The 18,291-nt window shown below is 67.6% G+C and carries 15 protein-coding genes; 11 read left to right on the top strand and 4 right to left on the bottom strand.

Features of this window, described 5'->3' with window-relative positions; genetic code table 11:
- The first annotated feature begins 12 nt into the window (after window positions 1-12).
- The 7 genes from rfbD (at window position 13) to AC1DSO_RS06210 (ending at window position 5,362) form a co-directional block, all read left to right on the top strand.
- Window positions 13-894 (top strand): dTDP-4-dehydrorhamnose reductase, encoded by an 882-nt coding sequence (gene rfbD / locus AC1DSO_RS06240; protein ID WP_477068022.1) that lies wholly within the window; start codon window positions 13-15, stop codon window positions 892-894.
- Between the two features lie 72 nt (window positions 895-966).
- Window positions 967-1,620, top strand: a complete 654-nt coding sequence (gene fsa / locus AC1DSO_RS06235; RefSeq protein WP_477068021.1) for a fructose-6-phosphate aldolase — start codon at window positions 967-969, stop codon at window positions 1,618-1,620.
- A 152-nt stretch (window positions 1,621-1,772) separates the two neighbouring features.
- Entirely contained in the window at window positions 1,773-2,006 is a 234-nt protein-coding gene (locus tag AC1DSO_RS06230; RefSeq protein ID WP_477068020.1) for a hypothetical protein, read from the top strand.
- Between the two features lie 127 nt (window positions 2,007-2,133).
- Window positions 2,134-3,534: a pyridoxal-phosphate dependent enzyme gene (locus AC1DSO_RS06225; protein ID WP_477068019.1), complete on the top strand. Its 1,401-nt coding sequence runs from the start codon at window positions 2,134-2,136 to the stop codon at window positions 3,532-3,534.
- Window positions 3,535-3,593: 59 nt separating this feature from the next.
- Window positions 3,594-3,857, top strand: a complete 264-nt coding sequence (locus tag AC1DSO_RS06220) for a type II toxin-antitoxin system ParD family antitoxin (RefSeq protein WP_477068018.1) — start codon at window positions 3,594-3,596, stop codon at window positions 3,855-3,857.
- The gene (locus AC1DSO_RS06215) at window positions 3,857-4,177 is read left to right on the top strand and encodes a type II toxin-antitoxin system RelE/ParE family toxin (RefSeq protein ID WP_477068017.1); all 321 of its coding nucleotides are present in this window, start codon (window positions 3,857-3,859) and stop codon (window positions 4,175-4,177) included. Before AC1DSO_RS06220 ends, AC1DSO_RS06215 begins: the two co-directional genes overlap by 1 nt.
- A 9-nt stretch (window positions 4,178-4,186) precedes the next feature.
- A complete protein-coding gene (locus AC1DSO_RS06210) occupies window positions 4,187-5,362 on the top strand; it encodes a trans-sulfuration enzyme family protein (RefSeq protein WP_477068016.1) in 1,176 nt (391 codons plus the stop codon).
- Here the strand turns inward: AC1DSO_RS06210 and AC1DSO_RS06205 are convergent.
- Window positions 5,289-6,281 carry a mechanosensitive ion channel family protein gene (locus AC1DSO_RS06205; RefSeq protein WP_477068015.1) on the bottom strand — a complete coding sequence of 331 codons (993 nt, stop codon included), beginning with the start codon at window positions 6,279-6,281 and terminating at the stop codon, window positions 5,289-5,291. The two genes, AC1DSO_RS06210 and AC1DSO_RS06205, sit on opposite strands and share 74 nt — an antisense overlap.
- Window positions 6,282-6,424: 143 nt before the next feature.
- Between AC1DSO_RS06205 and AC1DSO_RS06200 the strand changes: the two genes are divergently transcribed.
- Entirely contained in the window at window positions 6,425-7,585 is a 1,161-nt protein-coding gene (locus AC1DSO_RS06200) for a DegT/DnrJ/EryC1/StrS family aminotransferase (RefSeq protein WP_477068014.1), read from the top strand.
- Between the two features lie 94 nt (window positions 7,586-7,679).
- Complete coding sequence (locus AC1DSO_RS06195) at window positions 7,680-8,930, top strand: multidrug effflux MFS transporter (protein ID WP_477068013.1); 1,251 nt, start codon at window positions 7,680-7,682, stop codon at window positions 8,928-8,930.
- Here the strand turns inward: AC1DSO_RS06195 and AC1DSO_RS06190 are convergent.
- The gene (locus AC1DSO_RS06190) at window positions 8,927-10,537 is read right to left on the bottom strand and encodes a cisplatin damage response ATP-dependent DNA ligase (RefSeq protein WP_477068012.1); all 1,611 of its coding nucleotides are present in this window, start codon (window positions 10,535-10,537) and stop codon (window positions 8,927-8,929) included. The two genes, AC1DSO_RS06195 and AC1DSO_RS06190, sit on opposite strands and share 4 nt — an antisense overlap.
- A 122-nt stretch (window positions 10,538-10,659) precedes the next feature.
- Here AC1DSO_RS06190 and AC1DSO_RS06185 point away from each other — a divergent pair, with 122 nt between their 5' ends.
- Window positions 10,660-11,091: a PaaI family thioesterase gene (locus AC1DSO_RS06185; protein ID WP_477068011.1), complete on the top strand. Its 432-nt coding sequence runs from the start codon at window positions 10,660-10,662 to the stop codon at window positions 11,089-11,091.
- Between the two features lie 174 nt (window positions 11,092-11,265).
- Here AC1DSO_RS06185 and gltB read toward each other — a convergent pair whose 3' ends face one another.
- Entirely contained in the window at window positions 11,266-15,789 is a 4,524-nt protein-coding gene (gene gltB, locus AC1DSO_RS06180) for a glutamate synthase large subunit (protein ID WP_477068010.1), read from the bottom strand.
- A 17-nt stretch (window positions 15,790-15,806) separates the two neighbouring features.
- On the bottom strand, window positions 15,807-17,255 hold the full coding sequence (locus tag AC1DSO_RS06175) for an NAD(P)-dependent oxidoreductase (protein WP_477068009.1): 1,449 nt from the start codon (window positions 17,253-17,255) through the stop codon (window positions 15,807-15,809).
- A 228-nt stretch (window positions 17,256-17,483) separates the two neighbouring features.
- Between AC1DSO_RS06175 and AC1DSO_RS06170 the strand changes: the two genes are divergently transcribed.
- A complete protein-coding gene (locus AC1DSO_RS06170; RefSeq protein WP_477068008.1) occupies window positions 17,484-18,287 on the top strand; it encodes an undecaprenyl-diphosphate phosphatase in 804 nt (267 codons plus the stop codon).
- The last annotated feature ends 4 nt before the right edge of the window (window positions 18,288-18,291 follow it).

The following is an 18,291-nucleotide window of genomic DNA, read 5'->3' as shown; positions in this document are numbered from 1 at the left end:
GAACGGGCTGAGATGAGGATTCTGCAGTTCGGCAAGACCGGCCAGGTCGCCACCGCCGTTCAGGCCGCCGCGCTGGGCAAGGCCGAGGTCGTCGCCCTGTCCCGCGCCGACTGCGATCTGGAAGATCCCGAGGCGGTGCGCGCGGCGGTGCTGGCCGCCGATTGCGACCTCGTCCTCAACGCCGCCGCCTTCACCCATGTGGATCCGGCCGAGGTTCGGCCCGACGAGGCCTTCGCGGTCAATGCGACGGCGCCGGGCGCCATGGCCGCCGCCTGCGCCGAACGCGGCCTGCCGTTCGTGCATCTGTCCACCGACGCGGTGTTCGACGGCCTGACCGACCGCGCCTATGTCGAGACCGACGAGGCCCGGCCGATCAACGTCTACGGCCGCTCGAAGCTGGCCGGCGAGGCGGCGGTCCTGGCCCATCCCAGGGCGGTGGTGTTGCGGATCTCCTGGGTGTTTTCCCGTTACGGCCGCAACTATGTGAGCTTCATGCTGCGCCTGGCGCGCGAGCGAGAGGTGTTGAAGGTGGTGGCCGACCAGTTCGGCACGCCGACCGACGGCGAGGCCCTGGCCGATTTCCTGATCGCCGCCGCGCCACGCTGGGCCGCCGCGCCCGCCCACGATCCGGCGTTCGGCCTGTTCCATTTCGCCAACACCGGCGAGACCAGCCGCTTCGACTTCGCCAAGGCCGCCATCGACCGCGATCCGCTGAGCAAGGCGCGGCTGGAGCCGACCACCCAGGCCGCCTTCGCCGAACCCGCCCCGCGTCCGCCGCGCTCGCCGCTCCATACCGGCAAGCTCCAGCGCGTGTTCGGTTTCGCGCCGGAGCCCTGGCGCACAGCGGTCGAACGCACGGCCGATCGCCTGATCGCGACCGGTTTCCCGGCCTAGGCGCTGGCGCCACGGGTCTGCTCGCGATAAACCGAGGCTCAACTTTTCCAGAAAAAATAGCGCAAGAGACCCATGCAGATCTTCCTCGACAGCACCGACACCAAGGTCATCGCCGACCTGGCCTCGACCGGCCTGGTCGACGGCGTGACCACCAACCCGACCCTGATCGCCAAGTCGGGTCGCCCGATGCTGGAAGTGATCGCCGAGATCTGCGACCTCGTCCCCGGCCCGATCAGCGCCGAGGTGGCCGCCACCACGGCCGACGCCATGATCGCCGAGGGCAAGAAGCTGGCCGCCATCGCCCCCAACGTGGTCGTGAAGATCCCGCTGACCCGCGACGGCCTGATCGCCTGCGTCGCCTTCGCCGACGAAGAGATCAAGACCAACGTCACCCTGTGCTTCTCGGCGACCCAGGCCCTGCTGGCCGCCAAGGTCGGCGCCACCTACATCTCGCCGTTCATCGGCCGCCTGGACGACTACGGTTTCGACGGCATGGACCTGATCCGCGACATCCGCGCGATCTACGACAACTACGGCTACGAGACCGAGATCCTGGCCGCCTCGGTGCGCCACGCCGCCCACGTCAAGGAAGCCGCGATCATCGGCGCCGACGTCGTCACCATCCCGCCGGCGGTGTTCGCCGAGCTCTACAAGCACCCGCTGACCGACAAGGGTCTGGAGCAGTTCCTGAAAGACTGGGCCTCGACCGGCCAATCCATTCTGTAGGAGCGATCCTGTAAGGGATTGCGCGTTCCCGGGCGGGTTTTCGCTCGCCCGGGAGGCGATCAAGTGATCACAGTTTATTTCGCAATGGCGAAGCTGGTTCGCAAATGCGTTCTGGCGCGTTAAAGGTGGTCCGTTTACAGAGGGCCACACTTATGGTTCCGACTGCCGCAGAGACCGAAGTCCGTTTGACCGGCCCCGAAGAGGCCGATCGCTTCTCGCGATTCCTCCATGGCTTCCTGTCGGCCAACGGCTTTCCGTTCGTGATCGTCCACGACACGCCCGAGTTCCTGGGCCATCTGCGCAAGGTGGTGTTCGAGGACGTCTGCCTCAGCCGCAAGTTCGCCAGCGAGTGGCTCAGCCAGCGCGGAACCGCCGGGGCGGCCTAGAGCGCGTCCGTCGCGCTCCGGCGTCTTAGGCTTGGAGTATGTCGGAGGACATACTCGGGGGCTTCCCTTATTCCAAGAACCGCGCCTACCTAGGGGAAATCGTTTCACCCTGCAGCGGAGCTGCGCCATGAACGACCCCAAATCCGGCTATCTTTCGATCGCCGGCTCTGCCTTGGATCTTATCGGCCGCACCCCGATGGTCGAGGTCAAGCATCTCGATACCGGCCTTTGCCGGCTCTTTCTCAAGCTCGAAAACCAAAACCCTGGCGGCTCGATCAAGGACCGCGTCGCCCGCTCGATGATCGAGGCGGCCGAGGCCGACGGCCGGCTCAAGCCTGGCGGCACGATCATCGAGGCCACGGCCGGCAACACAGGTCTCGGCCTGGCCCAGGTGGCGACCTTGAAGGGCTACAAGCTGATCCTGATCGTTCCGGATAAGATGGCCCGGGAAAAGATCCTGCACCTGCGGGCCATGGGCGTGGACGTCCGTCTGACCCGCAGCGACGTCGGCAAGGGCCATCCGGAATACTACCAGGACATGGCCCAGACCCTGGCCCAGTCGATCCCTGGCGCGCTGTATGCCAACCAGTTCGAGAACCCGGCCAATCCCCTGGCCCATGAGCTGACGACCGCCCCGGAAATTCTGGCCCAGATGGGCGGCGACATCGACGCCATCGTCGTCGGGGTCGGCTCGGGCGGCACCCTGACCGGTGTCGGCCGCTACATGAAGGCCCACTCGCCGAAGACCAAGATGGTGCTGGCCGATCCCGTCGGCTCGATCCTGCGCGACTATGTCGAGACCGGGACCTTCGGCGAGGCCGGGTCCTGGATCGTCGAGGGCATCGGCGAGGACTTCATCCCGGCCAACGCCCAGATGGACCTGGTGTCCAAGGCCTATTCGATCAGCGACCGCGAAAGCGTCGAGACCGCCCGCGAGCTGCTGCGCAAGGAGGGGATCCTGGCCGGATCGTCCTCGGGGTGCCTGCTGGCCGCCGCGTTGAAATACTGCCGCGAGCAGACCGAGCCCAAGCGAGTCGTCAGCTTGGTCTGCGACACCGGCTCGAAATACCTGACCAAGATGTTCAACGACCTGTGGCTGGCCGCCCACGGCTTCGACGGGCGGGAGATCCACGGCGATCTGCGCGACCTGATCGCCAAGCGCTATGCCGAGGGCGGGGTGATCGCCATCGGGCCCGACGACACCCTGATGACCGCCTACAACCGCATGCGTTCGTCCGACATCAGCCAGCTCCCGGTCGTCGACCACGGCCGGCTGGTCGGCATCCTCGACGAGAGTGACATTCTGGCGGCGGTCGAGGGGGCGGACGACCATCGCGGTGCGCGCTTCAAGACTGCGGTCGGCGACGCCATGACCCGCGAGGTGCGGACCCTGCAGGTCCACCAGTCGGTCGACGCCCTGCCCGAGGTGTTCGACCGCGACGAGGTCGCCCTGGTCGTCGATGGCGAGGAGTTCCTGGGCGTGATCACCCGAGTCGACCTGATCAATCACCTGCGGATGGGCGCTTAGATGTTGCGGCAATGTTCTCGTGGAGTCATCCTGTGTCGCGAGATCGAGACGAGGGTCGCATGACCATTGAAGTCCGTTTGCCGCCGGCTTTGGAAAAGTTCGCCCAGGACAGCGTCGCCGAAGGACGCTTCGAAAGCGTCAGTGACGTCGTGGCCTCGGGCCTGCGGTTCCTTCAGGCCCGCGAAGAGCAACGGCTCGCCTTTGTGCAATCGCTAAAGGACGCCGAGGAAGAGGCTGAGCGCGACGGCTACGTCACGCTCGAAGAGGTGATGGCGGACATCGACGCTATCATCGCATCCGCTGAACCCGCTCGCGCCGACTAGTGTCACCCGCGCGCCTTTCACTTCGCGCTCAACGCGATGTGCGCGCGGCCGTGACGGCGATCTCGGCTGATAGCCGCTCGGCGGCGCGTCGGTTTCAAGCTCAGTTGAGAGACTTGCTGATCCGACTTGGAGACTATCCGAAGGTCGGCGTCGAACGCCCTCAGATCATTGACCCGCCCTATAGGTTCGCCGCCTTTCGTGGGTTTCCGTATCTGGCTGTCTATGACGCTCATCTTCAGCCGCCCGTGATCATGCGTGTTCCGCACGGCGCTCAGGATCTGTCCAACCTGCTGCGCGATCTTCCCCAGAACGATGTTTGAAAGCCGCCCATGACCGACGCCCCCGGCAAGAACCGCCTGGACTTCGCCACCCGCACGATCCACGGCGGCCAGTATCCCGACCCGACCACCGGGGCGGTGATGGTGCCGATCTACGCTACCTCGACCTATGTCCAGTCCAGCCCGGGCGAACACAAGGGTTTCGAGTACAGCCGCAGCCACAACCCGACCCGGTTCGCCTTCGAGCGTTGCATCGCCGACCTGGAGAGCGGCACGGCGGGCTTCGCCTTCGCCTCGGGCCTGGCGGCGGCCTCGACGATCCTGGAGACCCTGGACAGCGGCGCGCACGTGATCGCCAGCGACGACCTCTATGGCGGCTCGTTCCGATTGTTCGACAAGGTGAGGAAGCGCTCGGCGGGCCTGACCTTCAGCTTCGTCGACATGGGCGACCTGGCGGCCGTCGAGGCGGCGATCACCCCGGCGACACGGATGATCTGGGTGGAGACCCCGACCAACCCGATGCTGCGTCTGGCCGACCTCGCCGGGATCGCGGTCATCGCCAAGAGGCACGGCCTGGTCACCGTCGCCGACAACACCTTCGCCAGCCCTTACATCCAGCGGCCGCTGGAGCTGGGCTTCGACATCGTCATGCATTCGGCCACCAAGTACCTGAACGGCCACTCCGACGTGGTGGCGGGCGTGGCCGTGGTCGGCGACAACGCCGTCTTGGCCGACCAGATGAAGTTCCTGCAGAACGCCGTCGGCGCCGTGCTGGGGCCGTTCGACAGCTTCCTGGCCCTGCGCGGGGTCAAGACCCTGGCGTTGCGCATGCAGCGGGCCTGCGACAGCGCGCTGGAGATCGCCCGCTGGCTGGAGAAGCATCCCGCGATCGAGCGGGTCATCTATCCGGGCCTGGAAAGCCACCCGCAGCACGACCTGGCCAAGCGTCAGATGACCGGCGGCTTCGGCGGTATCATCTCGGCCGATGTGAAGGGCGGCCTCGCGCCGGCGCGCAGGATGCTGGAACGCACGCGCCTGTTCACGCTGGCCGAAAGCCTGGGCGGGGTCGAGAGCCTGATCGAGCACCCGGCGATCATGACCCACGCCTCCATTCCCGCCGATCAGCGGGCGGCGCTGGGGATCTCGGACGGCCTCATCCGRCTTTCGGTGGGGATCGAGTCTTGCCGGGATCTGATTTCCGACCTCGACGCGGCTTTATCAGGCTGAGCAGGTGGTGATGCTCGCCCTCGCCCGGCATGACCGGCGAGGGATCGATCGCCTTGGACGGGCGCGGCGGCGGCAGGTCCGTGCGCGCCGGATCATCGGCCAGTAGGTGGGCCGCCAGCATCAGGTCGGTCTTGACCGGTCCGAAATCGGCGGCCGCCACCCAGACGCGGATCGCGGCCTGGGCGAAGGCTTCCGACAGGTCGGTGACCTCGATCATCGGAGCCGGGTCCTTGCGGATGCGCGGATCGCTCTCGGCCCGTTCGCGCAAGCGCTTCAGGACCGGCACCAGGTCGGTCTTCAGCGGCACCTTGAACAGCACGTCGACCCGCCGGCTGCGGTGGGCCGAATAGTTCAGGATCACGTCGCCGAACACCTTGCTGTTGGGGATCATCACCTTGACGTTGTCGGGGGTGGCGATCTCGGTGAACAGCAGGTCCAGCGCCTTGACGGTGCCCTGGCGGGTGGAGCTCTCGATCAGGTCGCCGACCTTGTAGGGGCGGATCAGCAGGATCATCACCCCGGCCGCCACATTGGACAGGGCGCCTTGCAAGGCCAGGCCGATGGCCAGGGAGGCCGCGCCCAGGACAGCGATGATCGAGGTGGCCTGCACGCCCAGCTGCTGCAGCACGGCCACCAGGCCCACGGCGATGATCGCGTAGCGGGTCAGGGAGGCGCTGAAGCTTTCCAGCGTGGCGTCGGGCGCGTTGCGGTGCACCTTGTTCAAGGCCCGGCGCACCACGCGGGACAGCCAGCCCGCCACCCAGAAGGTCACCGCCAGGATCAGGGCGGCGACCACCAGGTTCACCGCCAGCTTGCCCAGCCAGTCCAGGAAATGACTGAACATGGTCTCGTCGGCCTTCACGTTCGCGAGCGACGGCAGGGACGCGTCCGTCGGGATGATACTGGGCTTGGTCTGCATGGAGTTCTCGATAGGCGCCCCCGCGCCTATCGGTCAACGACAAGGCGAACCAACCGTTCCGCTTCGCGCATTTCGAGGCGGGAAACAGTCGGTTACATCAATTGGCTCGAAATCGTCATCAACCGACACTAGAGCGAGCGCCCATGAGCATGTCCTTCATCGACCTCGCCGCGCAGCAGCGCAGGATCCGCGACAAGATCGACGCCGCCATCGCCAAGGTGCTCGACAGCGGCGCCTATGTCATGGGTCCGCAGGTCCGCGAGTTCGAGGCCAAGCTCGCCGAGTTCGGCCAGGCCAAGCTGGCCCTGTCCTGCGCCAACGGCACCGACGCCATCGCGCTGCCGCTGATGGCCTGGGGCGTGGGCCGGGGCGACGCGGTGTTCTGCCCGTCGTTCACCTTCGCCGCGACACCGGAAGTCGTGCCGTGGGTCGACGCGACCCCGGTGTTCGTCGACGTGCTGCCCGACACCTACAATCTCGACCCGATTAAGCTGGACGCCGCCATCGCCGCGGTGAAGGCCGAGGGACGCCTGACGCCGAAGGTGGTGATCGCCGTCGACCTGTTCGGCCAGCCGGCTGACTATCCGGCCATCAAGGCCATCTGCGACCGCGAAGGCCTGAAGCTGATCGCCGACAGCGCCCAGGGCTTCGGCTGCACGCTGGACGGCAAGCATCCGCTGCACTGGGCCGACGTCGCCACCACCAGCTTCTTCCCGGCCAAGCCGCTGGGCTGCTACGGCGACGGCGGCGCGGTGCTGACCAATGACCCCGTCCTGTGGGACCTGATGGACAGCTATCGCGTCCACGGCAAGGCGGTGGGTCCAGACCTCGAGGGCAAGACCTTCGACCACGACCCCAAGTACCTGAACACCCGCATCGGCATGAATTCGCGTCTCGACACCATCCAGGCGGCGATCCTGATCGAGAAGCTGGCCCTGTTCGCCGAGGAGATCGCGCTGCGCCAAGTCGTGGCCGACCGCTATGCCCAGGGTCTGAAGGGCGCGGTGCTGTCGACCCCGACGGTGATCGCGGGCGGGGTCTCCGTCTGGGCGCAATATGTGATCGAGCATTCGGATCGCGACGGTCTGGCCGCGCACCTGAAGACCCAAGGGATCCCGACGGCCGTCTACTATCCCGTGCCGATGCACGTGCAGGCGCCCTACGCCCATTTCCCGCGCGGCGCCGGCGGCCTACCGGTGACCGAGGCCAAGGCGCGGACCGTGCTGGCCCTGCCGATGCATCCGTATCTGGGCGAGGCCGACCAGACGAAGATCATCGACGCGATTCGGGCCTTCAACGGCTGATTGCACCGTTAAGGTCTGGCGTCTCGCGCCTCAGGCCCTATATGCCGCGCATATGCGTCTCGTGGCTGGGGCGTCAGCCCGCGCGAGAAAACCCATGTCCGACACCGCTCCCTCGCCGCATCCCGGCATGGGCTTTGGCCAGTTCGTCGCCCTGATCGCGGCGATGATGGCCACCAACGCCCTGGCCATCGACTCGATGCTGCCGGCGTTGCCGCATATCGGCGAGGCGTTGGGGATCCATGATCCGAACGCTCGCCAGTGGGTGATCACCTCCTACCTGCTCGGCTTCGGCGTCGCCCAGCTGGCCTATGGCTCGCTGGCCGACCGCTATGGCCGCAAGCCGGTGCTGATGGTCGGACTGACGCTCTACACCCTGTTCGCCGCCCTCTGCGCCTTCTCGACCTCGTTCGAGATGCTGCTGATCGCCCGGTTCCTCACCGGCCTGGGCGCGGCCTCGACCCGGGTGCTGGCGGTGTCGATCGTCCGCGACTGCTACGCCGGCCGGCAGATGGCGCGGGTGATGTCGCTGGCCTTCATCGTCTTCCTGGCCACGCCGGTGATCGCGCCGTCGCTGGGCCAGGCGGTCATGCTGTTCGCCTCGTGGCGCTGGATCTTCGGGATCCTGTCGATCTTCGGTTTGATCGTCATCGCCTGGGCCGCGATCAAGCTGCCCGAGACCCAGAATCCCCAGGACCGCATCCCGATCTCGGTGGCGGGCGTCACCTCGGCCTTCAAGATCGCGCTCACCGACCGCATCGCCATGGGCTACACCCTGGCCGCGGCCCTGGTGTTGAGCGGCCTGTTCGGCTTCCTCAATTCGGCCCAGCAGGTGTTCGTCGACGTGCTGGGCGCGGGCGACATCTTCCCGCTGATCTTCGCCGGCATCGCGGGGGCCATGGCCGTCTCGTCGCTGCTGAACTCGCGGATCGTGGAACGACTCGGCATGCGCAAGGTCTCGCACTGGGCGCTGATCGGCTTCATCGGCTTCGCCGCCGTCCACGCCGTGATCGCGATGAGCGGCCACGAAACCCTGTGGACCTTCTCCCTGATGCAAGCCGGCATGATGTTCTGCTTCGGCCTGGTCATGTCGAACTTCGGGGCCATCGCCATGGAGCCGCTGGGCCATGTCGCGGGCGCGGCCGCCTCGATCCAGGGCTTCATCACCACGATCGGCGGGGCCTTGTGCGGGTTCGTCATCGGCCAGCTCTTCGACGGCACCACGGTGCCGCTGACCCTGGGTTTCACGGGTTTCGGCCTGGCCGGCCTGCTGATGGTGCTGGCCACCGAGAAGGGCAAGCTGTTCCAGACGGGTTCGGCCTCGCCCGCCCCGGCGGCGGCGCACTAGTCGAGCATCGCCTCCAGCGTCGCCAGCGCGTCGGCTTCCCGCGAGGGCTTGTCCCAGCGGATGCGATTGATGCGCGGGAAGCGCATGGCCACGCCGGACTTGTGGCGGGTCGAGCGCTGCAGGCCCTCGAACGCGACCTCGAACACCAGGCCGAACTCCTGGTCGGCCCGCACCGAGCGCACCGGGCCGAAGCGCTCGATCGTGTGGTCGCGGACGAACTTGTCGATCAGCTTCAGCTCCTCGTCGGTGAAGCCGAAATAGGCCTTGCCGACCGGGGTCAGGCTGCGCCGGCCCTCCTCGTCCTCGCGCCAGACGCCGAAGGTGTAGTCGGAATAGAAGCTGGACCGCTTGCCGTGGCCGCGCTGGGCGTACATCAGCACCGCGTCGATCAGGTGCGGGTCGCGCTTCCACTTGAACCATGGACCCTTGGGGCGGCCGGGTTCGTAGACGCTGTCGCGGCGCTTCAGCATCAGGCCTTCGGAGAGGCGCGCGTCGCCCTCGGGCGGGTCCAGGCGCAGGCCGGCCAACTCTTCCCACGAGCCGAACGGCTGCAGCGGCGAGAGGTCGATCCGCGTCGTCTTCAGCCGAGCCACGAACGCCTCCAGCCGCGCACGGCGTTCAACGAAGGGCAGGCCGCGCAGGTCCTCCTCGCCATCCAGCATCAGGTCGTAGGCGCGGATCCCGGCCGGGAAGCTCGCCAGCTGCTTGGCGTCGACGGTCTTGCGGTTCAGCCGCTGCTGCAGGTCGCCGAACGGGGCCAGGGCGCCGCCGCGCAGGACCAGAAGTTCGCCGTCGATCGCGCCCTCGAAATCCAGCGCCTCGACCACGTCCGGGAAGCTGGCCGAGATGTCGTCGCCGGTGCGGGTGTAGAGCCGCCGTTCGCCGCGTTCGCTGACCGCCTGGACCCGGATGCCGTCCCACTTCCATTCGGCCACGTAGTCGCCGGGATCGAGCTTGGCGAAATCGACCGCCTCGTCGATCGGCTGGGCCAGCATCACCGGTCGGAAGCGCCCCGGCGCGTCGGGCGAGGGGCGTTCCGATCGTCCCTCCAGCCAGGCGAACAGGTCGCCATAGGGCGGCGCCATCGCGTGCCAGACCTCCTCGATCTCGCCGATCTCGACCCCGCCGAAGTTGGCGCAGGCCTGTTTGGCCAGGCGCGACGAGACGCCCACCCGCAGGCCGCCGGTCATCAACTTCAGCAGCGCCCAGCGGCCGTCGGGATCCAGGGCGTCCAGCCAACTCTCGATCAGCCTCTGGACCTCGGTCCGCGAGGCTGAATGCAAGGCCTCGATGACCTCGGACAGTTCCGGCGGGCGGTTGGCGCCAGGCTTGGCCGGCCAGACCAGGGCGACGGTCTCGGCCAGGTCGCCGACATAGTCGTAGGACCAGGCGAACAGCTGGGCGTCCATTCGCGCCTCGACCGCCTTGCGAATGAAGGCCGGCTTGGCGGCGTTGAACGACAGCGCGCCGGTCAGGGCCGCCAGGGCGTAGCCGCGATCGGGGTCCGGCGTCTGGCGCAGATGGTCCTCGATCAGGGTCAGCTTGGCGTTGCGCGAGGCCGTCAGCGACAGGCGATCCAACAGATGAGCGAAGGCGCGCATGGACATGGAATGTCGAGCGGCCTCCGTTCGTTCAACCGACGTCCTAACCAAGCCGCCGCGACCCCCTCGCGCAAGAGGGCGGACGATGCTAGATTAAAACATCTGTTTGAAATCGATGCGAGGCGGTCATGGACGAGATCCCCGAGGGCTTCGGTCCCCACGCGCGCAAGAGCCCGCTGACCGATCCGTGGGAGCCGCTCTACGCCAAACCCACGCCGGACCGCCTGGTGCTGGGCGCGCGCGTGCGGGAGGCGCACTGCAATTCACGGGGCATGCCGCACGGCGGCTTCCTGGCCGCCTTGGCCGACAACGCCATGGGCCTGTCGCTGGGCGTGAACCTGGCCGCTGCGCGCCAGCCGGCCGGCGGCCTCGTCACCGTGTCCCTGACGCTCGACTATCTGGGCGCGGCCAAGCTGGGCCAATGGCTCGAGTTCGACACCGACTTCGTCAAGCTGGGCCGCTCGATCTGCTTCGCCGAGGCGACGGTGCGCGCGGACGGGGTCGCGGTGGCCCGGGCAAGGGCGACGTTCAAGGTCTTGGAGGCCAAGGCGGCGGCGTGAACTTCCCTCTCCCCTTGCGGGAGAAGGTGTCGGCCGAAGGCTGACGGATGAGGGGTCGCGCAAACAGAACCGCCGTGACGAGCGGTGAGGCTGTCGCGGCGGTTCTGTTCTTCAACCCCTCACCCGACCCACTGCGTGGGCCACCCTCTCCCACAAGGGGAGAGGGAACAGTGCCTAGGCCCGTTCGTGCACCGCTTCCTCGGCCGCGAGCGGCTGGGGCAGGCGGTTGATCATTTCCTTCGGGCAGACCTGCCAGAACTGGTCGCGGACCCGATCCCAGTCGCGCAGCAGGGTCTCGGCGAACACCGAGTCCGTCTCGCGGGCGTGCTCGGCGATCAGCGAGCGCAGCACGCCTTCCCAATAGGGCGAGGCCAGGCGCTGCACGACGATGCTGTCGGGATTGATGTTCTCCTGGAACCGGTCGTGCTGGTCGAGCACGAAGGCCATGCCGCCGGTCATGCCCGCGCCGAAGTTGCCGCCCGTCGGGCCCAGGATCACCACCTGGCCGCCGGTCATGTACTCGCAGCCGTTGGCGCCGCAGCCCTCGACCACCGTGGTGGCGCCCGAGTTGCGGACCGCGAAGCGTTCACCCGCCTGGCCCGCCGCGAACAGCCGGCCCGAGGTGGCGCCGAACAGCACGGTGTTGCCGATCAGGGTGTTGGTCTCCGGGGCCGCCAGGCCACGCGCCGGCCGGATCACGATCGTCGCGCCCGACAGGCCCTTGCCGACATAGTCGTTGGCCTCGCCGGTCAGTTCGATGCGCAGGCCCTGGACCGCGAAGGCGCCCAGGCTCTGGCCGGCCGAGCCCTTGAGCTGGACGGTCAGGTGGCCGGCGGGCAGGCCCTTCATACCGAACTTGCGGACGATGTGGCTGGACGTGCGCGTGCCGATGGTGCGGGCGGTGCTGCGGACCGTGTAGGTCAGCTGCATCTTCTCGCCGCGTTCCAGCAGCGGGGCGGCGTCGCGGACGATCTGGGCGTCCAAGGTGTCGGGCACCGCGTTGCGGCCGACGACCGTGTTGTACGGCTTGTTGGCGCCCGGATCGGCGCGGACCAGCAGCGGGTTCAGGTCGAGGTCGTCGAGGTGTTCGCCGCCGCGGCTGACCTGGGCCAGTAGGTCGGTGCGGCCGACGATTTCCAGCAGGCTCTTGAAGCCCAGGCCCGCCAGAATCTCGCGGACTTCCTCGGCCACGAAGGTGAACAGGTTGATGACCTTGTCCGGCGTGCCGGTGAATTTGGCGCGCAGGGCCTCGTCCTGGGTGCAGACCCCGACCGGGCAGGTGTTGGAGTGGCACTGGCGCACCATGATGCAGCCCATCGCCACCAGCGAGGCGGTGCCGATGCCGAACTCCTCGGCGCCCATCATGGCGGCGATGACGATGTCGCGGCCCGTGCGCATGCCGCCGTCGGCCCGCAGGACCACGGAGTGGCGCAGGTTGTTCAGGGTCAGCACCTGGTTGGCTTCCGACAGGCCCATCTCCCACGGACCGCCGGCATACTTCACCGAGGTCTGCGGCGAGGCGCCCGTGCCGCCGACGCCGCCGGCGACCAGGATCACGTCGGCCTTGGCCTTGGCGACGCCGGCCGCGATCGCGCCGATGCCCGTGGCCGCGACCAGCTTTACGGTCACCCGGGCGATCGGGTTGATCTGCTTCAGGTCGTAGATGAGCTGGGCCAGGTCCTCGATCGAATAGATGTCGTGGTGCGGCGGCGGGCTGATCAGCATCACGCCGGGTGTCGAGTGACGCAGGCGGGCGATCATCTCGGTGACCTTGAAGCCGGGCAGCTGACCGCCCTCGCCGGGCTTGGCGCCCTGGGCGACCTTGATCTCCAGCTCGACGCACTGGTTCAGATATTCGGCGGTGACGCCGAACCGGCCCGAGGCCACCTGCTTGATGGCGCTGTTGGGGTTGTCGCCGTTCGGCAGGGGCTTGTAGCGCGCGCTGTCCTCGCCACCCTCGCCCGAGACCGAGCGGGCGCCGATGCGGTTCATGGCGATGTTCAGGGCGCCGTGGGCCTCGGGGCTGAGGGCTCCCAGGCTCATGCCGGGCGTGACGAAGCGCTTGCGGATCTCGTTGACGCTCTCGACGTCGTCGGTCGAGATCGGGTTGCGGTCCGAACGCCAGTCCAGCAAGTCGCGCAGCTGGATCGGCTTCTGGGTGCGCAGGCCGTTGGACCAGCGGCGATACAGCTCATAGTCGCCGGTGTCGCAGGCCGTCTGCAGGGTGTGCATAAGGCGCGCTTCGAAGGCGTGGGCCTCGCCCGAGCGGCGGGCCTTGTACAGGCCGCCGACCGGCAGGGTGACGGCGGCCGTCCCCCAGGCCTTGCGGTGCAGCTCGACCGTCTTGCTCTCGATGCCGGCCAGGCCGATGCCCGAGATGCGCGAGGGCATGCCGGGGAAGAACTCGGCGGCCAGGGCGCGCGACAGGCCGACGGCTTCGAAGTTGTAGCCGCCGCGGTACGAGGAGATGACGCTGATGCCCATCTTGGAGATGATCTTTAAGAGGCCGCCCTCGATGGCCGTCTTGAAGTTGATGCAGACGTCGCGCAGCGACTTCTCGCCGACCAGGCCGCGCTCCAGGCGGTCCTGGAAGCTCTCCTGGGCCAGGTAGGCGTTGACCGCCGTGGCGCCGACGCCAACCAGCACCGCGAAATAGTGGGTGTCCAGGCACTCGGCCGAGCGGACGACGATCGACACGTACGAGCGCAGGCCCTTGGCGACCAGATGGGCGTGGACGCCGCCGGTGGCCAGGATCATCGGCAGGCCGACGCGGCCCTCGGCCGAAGCCTCGTCGGTCAGGACGATGGCGCCGCAACCGCGCAGGACGGCGTCTTCGGCGTCGGCGCGGATGCGGTCGAGGTTGGCGCGCAGGGCGTCGCCGCCCCGGGCCTCGGGCGCGGGCAGGGGCATGGTGCAGTCGATGACCGCGACGTTCTTCTCGCCCAGCAGGCCGTGGATCCGCTCGTACATGCCGGTGGTCAGCACGGGGCTTTCCAGCACGTACACATCCGCTTGCGCGGCGTCCTGAGCCAGGATGTTGCCCAGGTTCTTGAAGCGGGTCTTCAGGCTCATGACGCCCGTTTCCCGCAGGGGGTCGATCGGCGGGTTGGTCACCTGGCTGAAGTTCTGGCGGAAGTAGTGGCTCAGCGGACGGTACTTCTCCGACAGCACCGCCAGCGGCGTGTCGTCGCCCATCGAGCCGACGGCTTCCTTGCCTTCCTCGACCATGGGGGCGAGGACCATCTCGATGTCCTCGAGGCTGTAGCCGGCGGCGGCCTGGCGGCGCGTCAGCTCCTCGCGACCGAACTTGCGCGGCTCGGGGCCCGGGCCGATCTCCTTTTCGAGATCGACCATGTTGCCCAGCCACTCGGTGTAGGGGTGGCGGTCGGCCAGTTCGTCGATGATCTCGTTCTCGCCGTAGAGGCGGCCCTCGGCCAGATCGATCGCGATCATCCGGCCAGGCGAGATAGCCAGCTTGCGGGTGATGCGGGCTTCGTCGACGCCGCACATGCCGGCTTCCGAGCCCATGATCACCAGGCCGTCGTCGGTATAGGCCACGCGCAGCGGACGCAGGCCCGAGCGGTCCTTGCCAGCCACGACCCAGCGGCCGTCGGTGGCGCACAGGGCGGCCGGGCCGTCCCACGGCTCCATCACGGCGTTGCAGTACGAGTAGAGCGCCTTGTGGGCGTCCTTCATCTTCGGGTTGGAGGCTTCCGGCACCAGCAGGGCCTTGGCCATCGGCGCGTCACGGCCGGCGCGCACCAGCACCTCGAAGGTGTTGTCGAGGTTGGCGCTGTCCGAGCCGCCCGGCTGGATCACCGGCTTCACGTCGTCCCCGAACTCACCGAAGGCCTGGGCGGCCATCTTGATCTCGTGGGACTTCATCCAGTTGACGTTGCCCTTGATGGTGTTGATCTCGCCGTTGTGGGCGAGCATCCGGAAGGGCTGGGCCAGGCGCCATTGCGGGAAGGTGTTGGTCGAATAGCGCTGGTGGAAGATCGCCACCGCGGCGGCGAAGCGGTCGTCTTTCAGGTCGGGATAGAACTCGTCGATGTGCTCGGCGAGGAACATGCCCTTGTAGATCAGCGACTTGGCCGAGAACGAGCAGATATAGAAGTCCGAGATGTTCTGGGCGTGGACGCGCTTTTCGATGCGCTTGCGGCACAGGAACAGGGCGCGCTCCAGCGCCTCGCCTTCCAGGCCGGCCGGACCGGCCAGCATGATCTGCTCGATTTCCGGACGGGTGGCGTTGGCCTTCTCGCCGATCACCGAGGTGTCGACCGGCACCTGGCGCCAGCCATAGATGTAGAAGCCGAACCGCAGGGCCTCGGCCTCGACGATCGTGCGGCAGGCCTCCTGGGCGCCCAGGTCGGTGCGCGGCAGGAAGATCTGGCCGACGGCGACCGGGCCCGAGCGCAAGGCGTGGCCCGTGCGGCGCACCTGGTCGACGAAGAAGTCCTGCGGGACGCTGACCAGCACGCCGGCGCCGTCGCCGGTGCGGCCGTCCGCGTCCACCGCGCCCCGGTGCCACAGCGCCTTTAGGGCCTTGATCGCCAGCTCGACGACCTCGCGGCGCGGCTTGCCGTCGATGGCGCAGATCAGGCCGACGCCGCAGGCGTCGCGCTCGGTCGACGGGTCATAGGCGTGGCCGTCGATCAGGGCCTGGCGGTTCTTCAGATAGAGGTCCATCTGGTCCATGGTCTTGGTCCTCTCTCTTATTCCGCCGCGATCAGCGCGGAGGCGCCGACCTTGGCCTGCAGGTAACGGTGGATGGCGTCGGCGGCGTCGCGGCCGTCCTTGATCGCCCAGACGACCAGCGAGGCGCCGCGGACGATGTCGCCGGCGGCGAACACGCCGTCGAGATTGGTCATCTGGTTGCGGACGTCGGCCTTGACCGTGCCCCAGCGCGTGACCTTCAGGTCCGGCGCCGACCAGGCTTCCGGCAGGTTTTCAGGCTCGAAGCCGAGAGCCTTCAGCACCAGCTGGGCCGGGCGGTCGAAGTCGCCGCCGGGGATTTCCTCGGGGCTCTGGCGGCCCGAAGCGTCGGGCGCGCCCAGGCGCATGCGGATGGCGCGCACGCCAGTGACGGCCTCGGCCTCGCCCGACAGGGCGCGGGGGGCGGCCAGCCATTCGAAGGTGACGCCTTCTTCCTCGGCGTTTGAAACCTCGCGCATCGAGCCGGGCATGTTGGCCTTGTCGCGGCGATAGAGGCAGGTGACCGAGGTCGCGCCCTGGCGGATGGCGGTGCGCACGCAGTCCATGGCGGTGTCGCCGCCGCCGACCACGACGACGTCCTTGCCCTCGGCGTTCAGTTCGCCCGACTCGTAAGCCGGCACGGCGTCGCCAAGACCCACGCGGTTGGAGGCGATCAGGTAGTCGAGCGCGGGCGCGACGCCCTTGCTGCCGCCGCCGGGCACGGTCAGGTCGCGCGCGGCGTAGACGCCGACGGCGATCAGCACCGCGTCGTGCTTGGCGCGCAGGTCTTCCAGGGTGGCGTCCTTGCCGACCTCGAAGCCCAGCTTGAACGCGACGCCGCCGTCGGCCAGGCGCTGGGTGCGGCGCTCGACGACATCCTTCTCCAGCTTGAAGCCGGGGATGCCGTAGATCAGCAGGCCGCCGGCGCGGTCGTGGCGGTCGTAGACAGTGACGTCATAGCCGTCCTCGCGCAGCTTCTCGGCGGCGGCCAGGCCGGCGGGGCCGGCGCCGACGACGCCGATCGACTGGCCGCGCGCCGAACCGGCGACCAGCGGCTTCACCCAGCCCATCTCCCAGGCCTTGTCGGTCAGGTAGCGTTCGACCGAGCCGATCGTCACGGTGCCGTGACCTGACTGCTCTATGACGCAGTTGCCTTCGCACAGACGATCCTGGGGGCAGATCCTGCCGCAGACTTCCGGCATGGAATTGGTCGCCTGGGACAGCTGGTAGGCTTCTTCCAGGCGGCCCTCGGCCGTCATCCGCAGCCAGTCGGGGATGTTGTTGTGCAGCGGGCAGTGCGTCTGACAGAACGGCACGCCACATTGCGAGCAACGCGAGGCCTGCTCGTTGGCCTTGGCGTCGATGAAGTCGGCGTAGATCTCGTGGAAGTCGCCAGAACGCTCGGCCGCCGCACGCTTTTCAGGCGTCTTGCGGGCCACCGTCGTGAATTTCAGCATGCGCTCGGCCATGCGACTTCCCTCATCCCCGTCACGGGAGAAAAATTGCTCAGGCGGGCCTAATACGGACTCTTTGGGGCAATAAGAATGTGTTGGTCAAAAATATAGACTTATATCGCCCTGTTAAGGGTGTGGTCATTGAGATCGACTCGCAACAGTCAGTCAAATTAGTCCACTTTGTGGATTTACGACCTATTTACCCTATAGGGCGCACGCCAGGGCGGGGTTTGGAGCCGAACAATGCCTGATTGGTTGAGCGCTATCATTCTGGGTCTGGTCGAGGGGCTGACGGAGTTCATACCCGTCTCCTCGACCGGCCACTTGTTGCTGACCAAGGAGCTGATGGGGCTGAAGGATCCCTCCTGGGACACCTTCATCGTGCTGATCCAGCTGGGCGCCATCCTGGCGGTGGTCGCCCTCTACTTCCAGAAGCTGTGGAAGGTGCTGATCGGCCTGCCGAGCCGGCCCGAGGCGCGGCGGTTCGCGCTCAGCGTCATCATCGCCGTCGCGCCGGCCTTCGTCGCGGGTCTGCTGCTGCACGACGTGATCAAGAAGTTCCTGTTCGAGAGCCCGCTGATCATCTGCTGGTCGCTGCTGATCGGGGGCGTCATCCTGCTGTTCATCGACAGGAAGGCCCCGCCGGCCGTCGATCACGACGCCATGGACCTGCCGCTGCACAAGGCGCTGATCGTCGGCCTGTTCCAGTGCCTGTCGCTGGTGCCGGGCGTGTCGCGCTCGGGCTCGACCATCGTCGGCTCGATGCTGTTCGGCATCGAGCGGCGGGCCGCGGCCGAGTTCAGCTTCTTCATGGCGATCCCGATCATGGTCGGGGCCTTCGCCTTGGACGTCTACAAGAACCGCGACGCCCTGGACGCCGGCCATGTCGGCATCGTGGCGATCGGCTTCGTCGTCTCGTTCCTGTCGGGCCTGGTGGTGGTGAAGTACATGCTCGACTTCGTCGGCAAGCGCGGCTTCGCGCCGTTCGCCTGGTGGCGGATCGTCGTCGGCATCGGCGGCCTGGCGGTGCTGTACCTGCGGCATTGAAGTT

The sequence above is a fragment of the Caulobacter sp. P4_E5 genome (assembly GCF_056401555.1).
The sequence above is the reverse complement of the archived record's forward strand: the minus strand, read 5'-3'. Positions and strand labels throughout refer to the sequence as shown.

Bases quoted from the DNA above. Each gene is read 5' to 3' on its own strand.
- rfbD (WP_477068022.1), top strand. From the start codon at position 13: ATGAGGATTCTGCAGTTCGGCAAGACCGGCCAGGTCGCCACCGCCGTT.
- fsa (WP_477068021.1), top strand. From the start codon at position 967: ATGCAGATCTTCCTCGACAGCACCGACACCAAGGTCATCGCCGACCTG.
- AC1DSO_RS06230 (WP_477068020.1), top strand. From the start codon at position 1,773: ATGGTTCCGACTGCCGCAGAGACCGAAGTCCGTTTGACCGGCCCCGAA.
- AC1DSO_RS06225 (WP_477068019.1), top strand. From the start codon at position 2,134: ATGAACGACCCCAAATCCGGCTATCTTTCGATCGCCGGCTCTGCCTTG.
- AC1DSO_RS06220 (WP_477068018.1), top strand. From the start codon at position 3,594: ATGACCATTGAAGTCCGTTTGCCGCCGGCTTTGGAAAAGTTCGCCCAG.
- AC1DSO_RS06200 (WP_477068014.1), top strand. From the start codon at position 6,425: ATGAGCATGTCCTTCATCGACCTCGCCGCGCAGCAGCGCAGGATCCGC.
- AC1DSO_RS06195 (WP_477068013.1), top strand. From the start codon at position 7,680: ATGTCCGACACCGCTCCCTCGCCGCATCCCGGCATGGGCTTTGGCCAG.
- AC1DSO_RS06190 (WP_477068012.1), bottom strand. From the start codon at position 10,537: ATGTCCATGCGCGCCTTCGCTCATCTGTTGGATCGCCTGTCGCTGACG.
- AC1DSO_RS06185 (WP_477068011.1), top strand. From the start codon at position 10,660: ATGGACGAGATCCCCGAGGGCTTCGGTCCCCACGCGCGCAAGAGCCCG.
- gltB (WP_477068010.1), bottom strand. From the start codon at position 15,789: ATGGACCAGATGGACCTCTATCTGAAGAACCGCCAGGCCCTGATCGAC.
- AC1DSO_RS06175 (WP_477068009.1), bottom strand. From the start codon at position 17,255: ATGGCCGAGCGCATGCTGAAATTCACGACGGTGGCCCGCAAGACGCCT.
- AC1DSO_RS06170 (WP_477068008.1), top strand. From the start codon at position 17,484: ATGCCTGATTGGTTGAGCGCTATCATTCTGGGTCTGGTCGAGGGGCTG.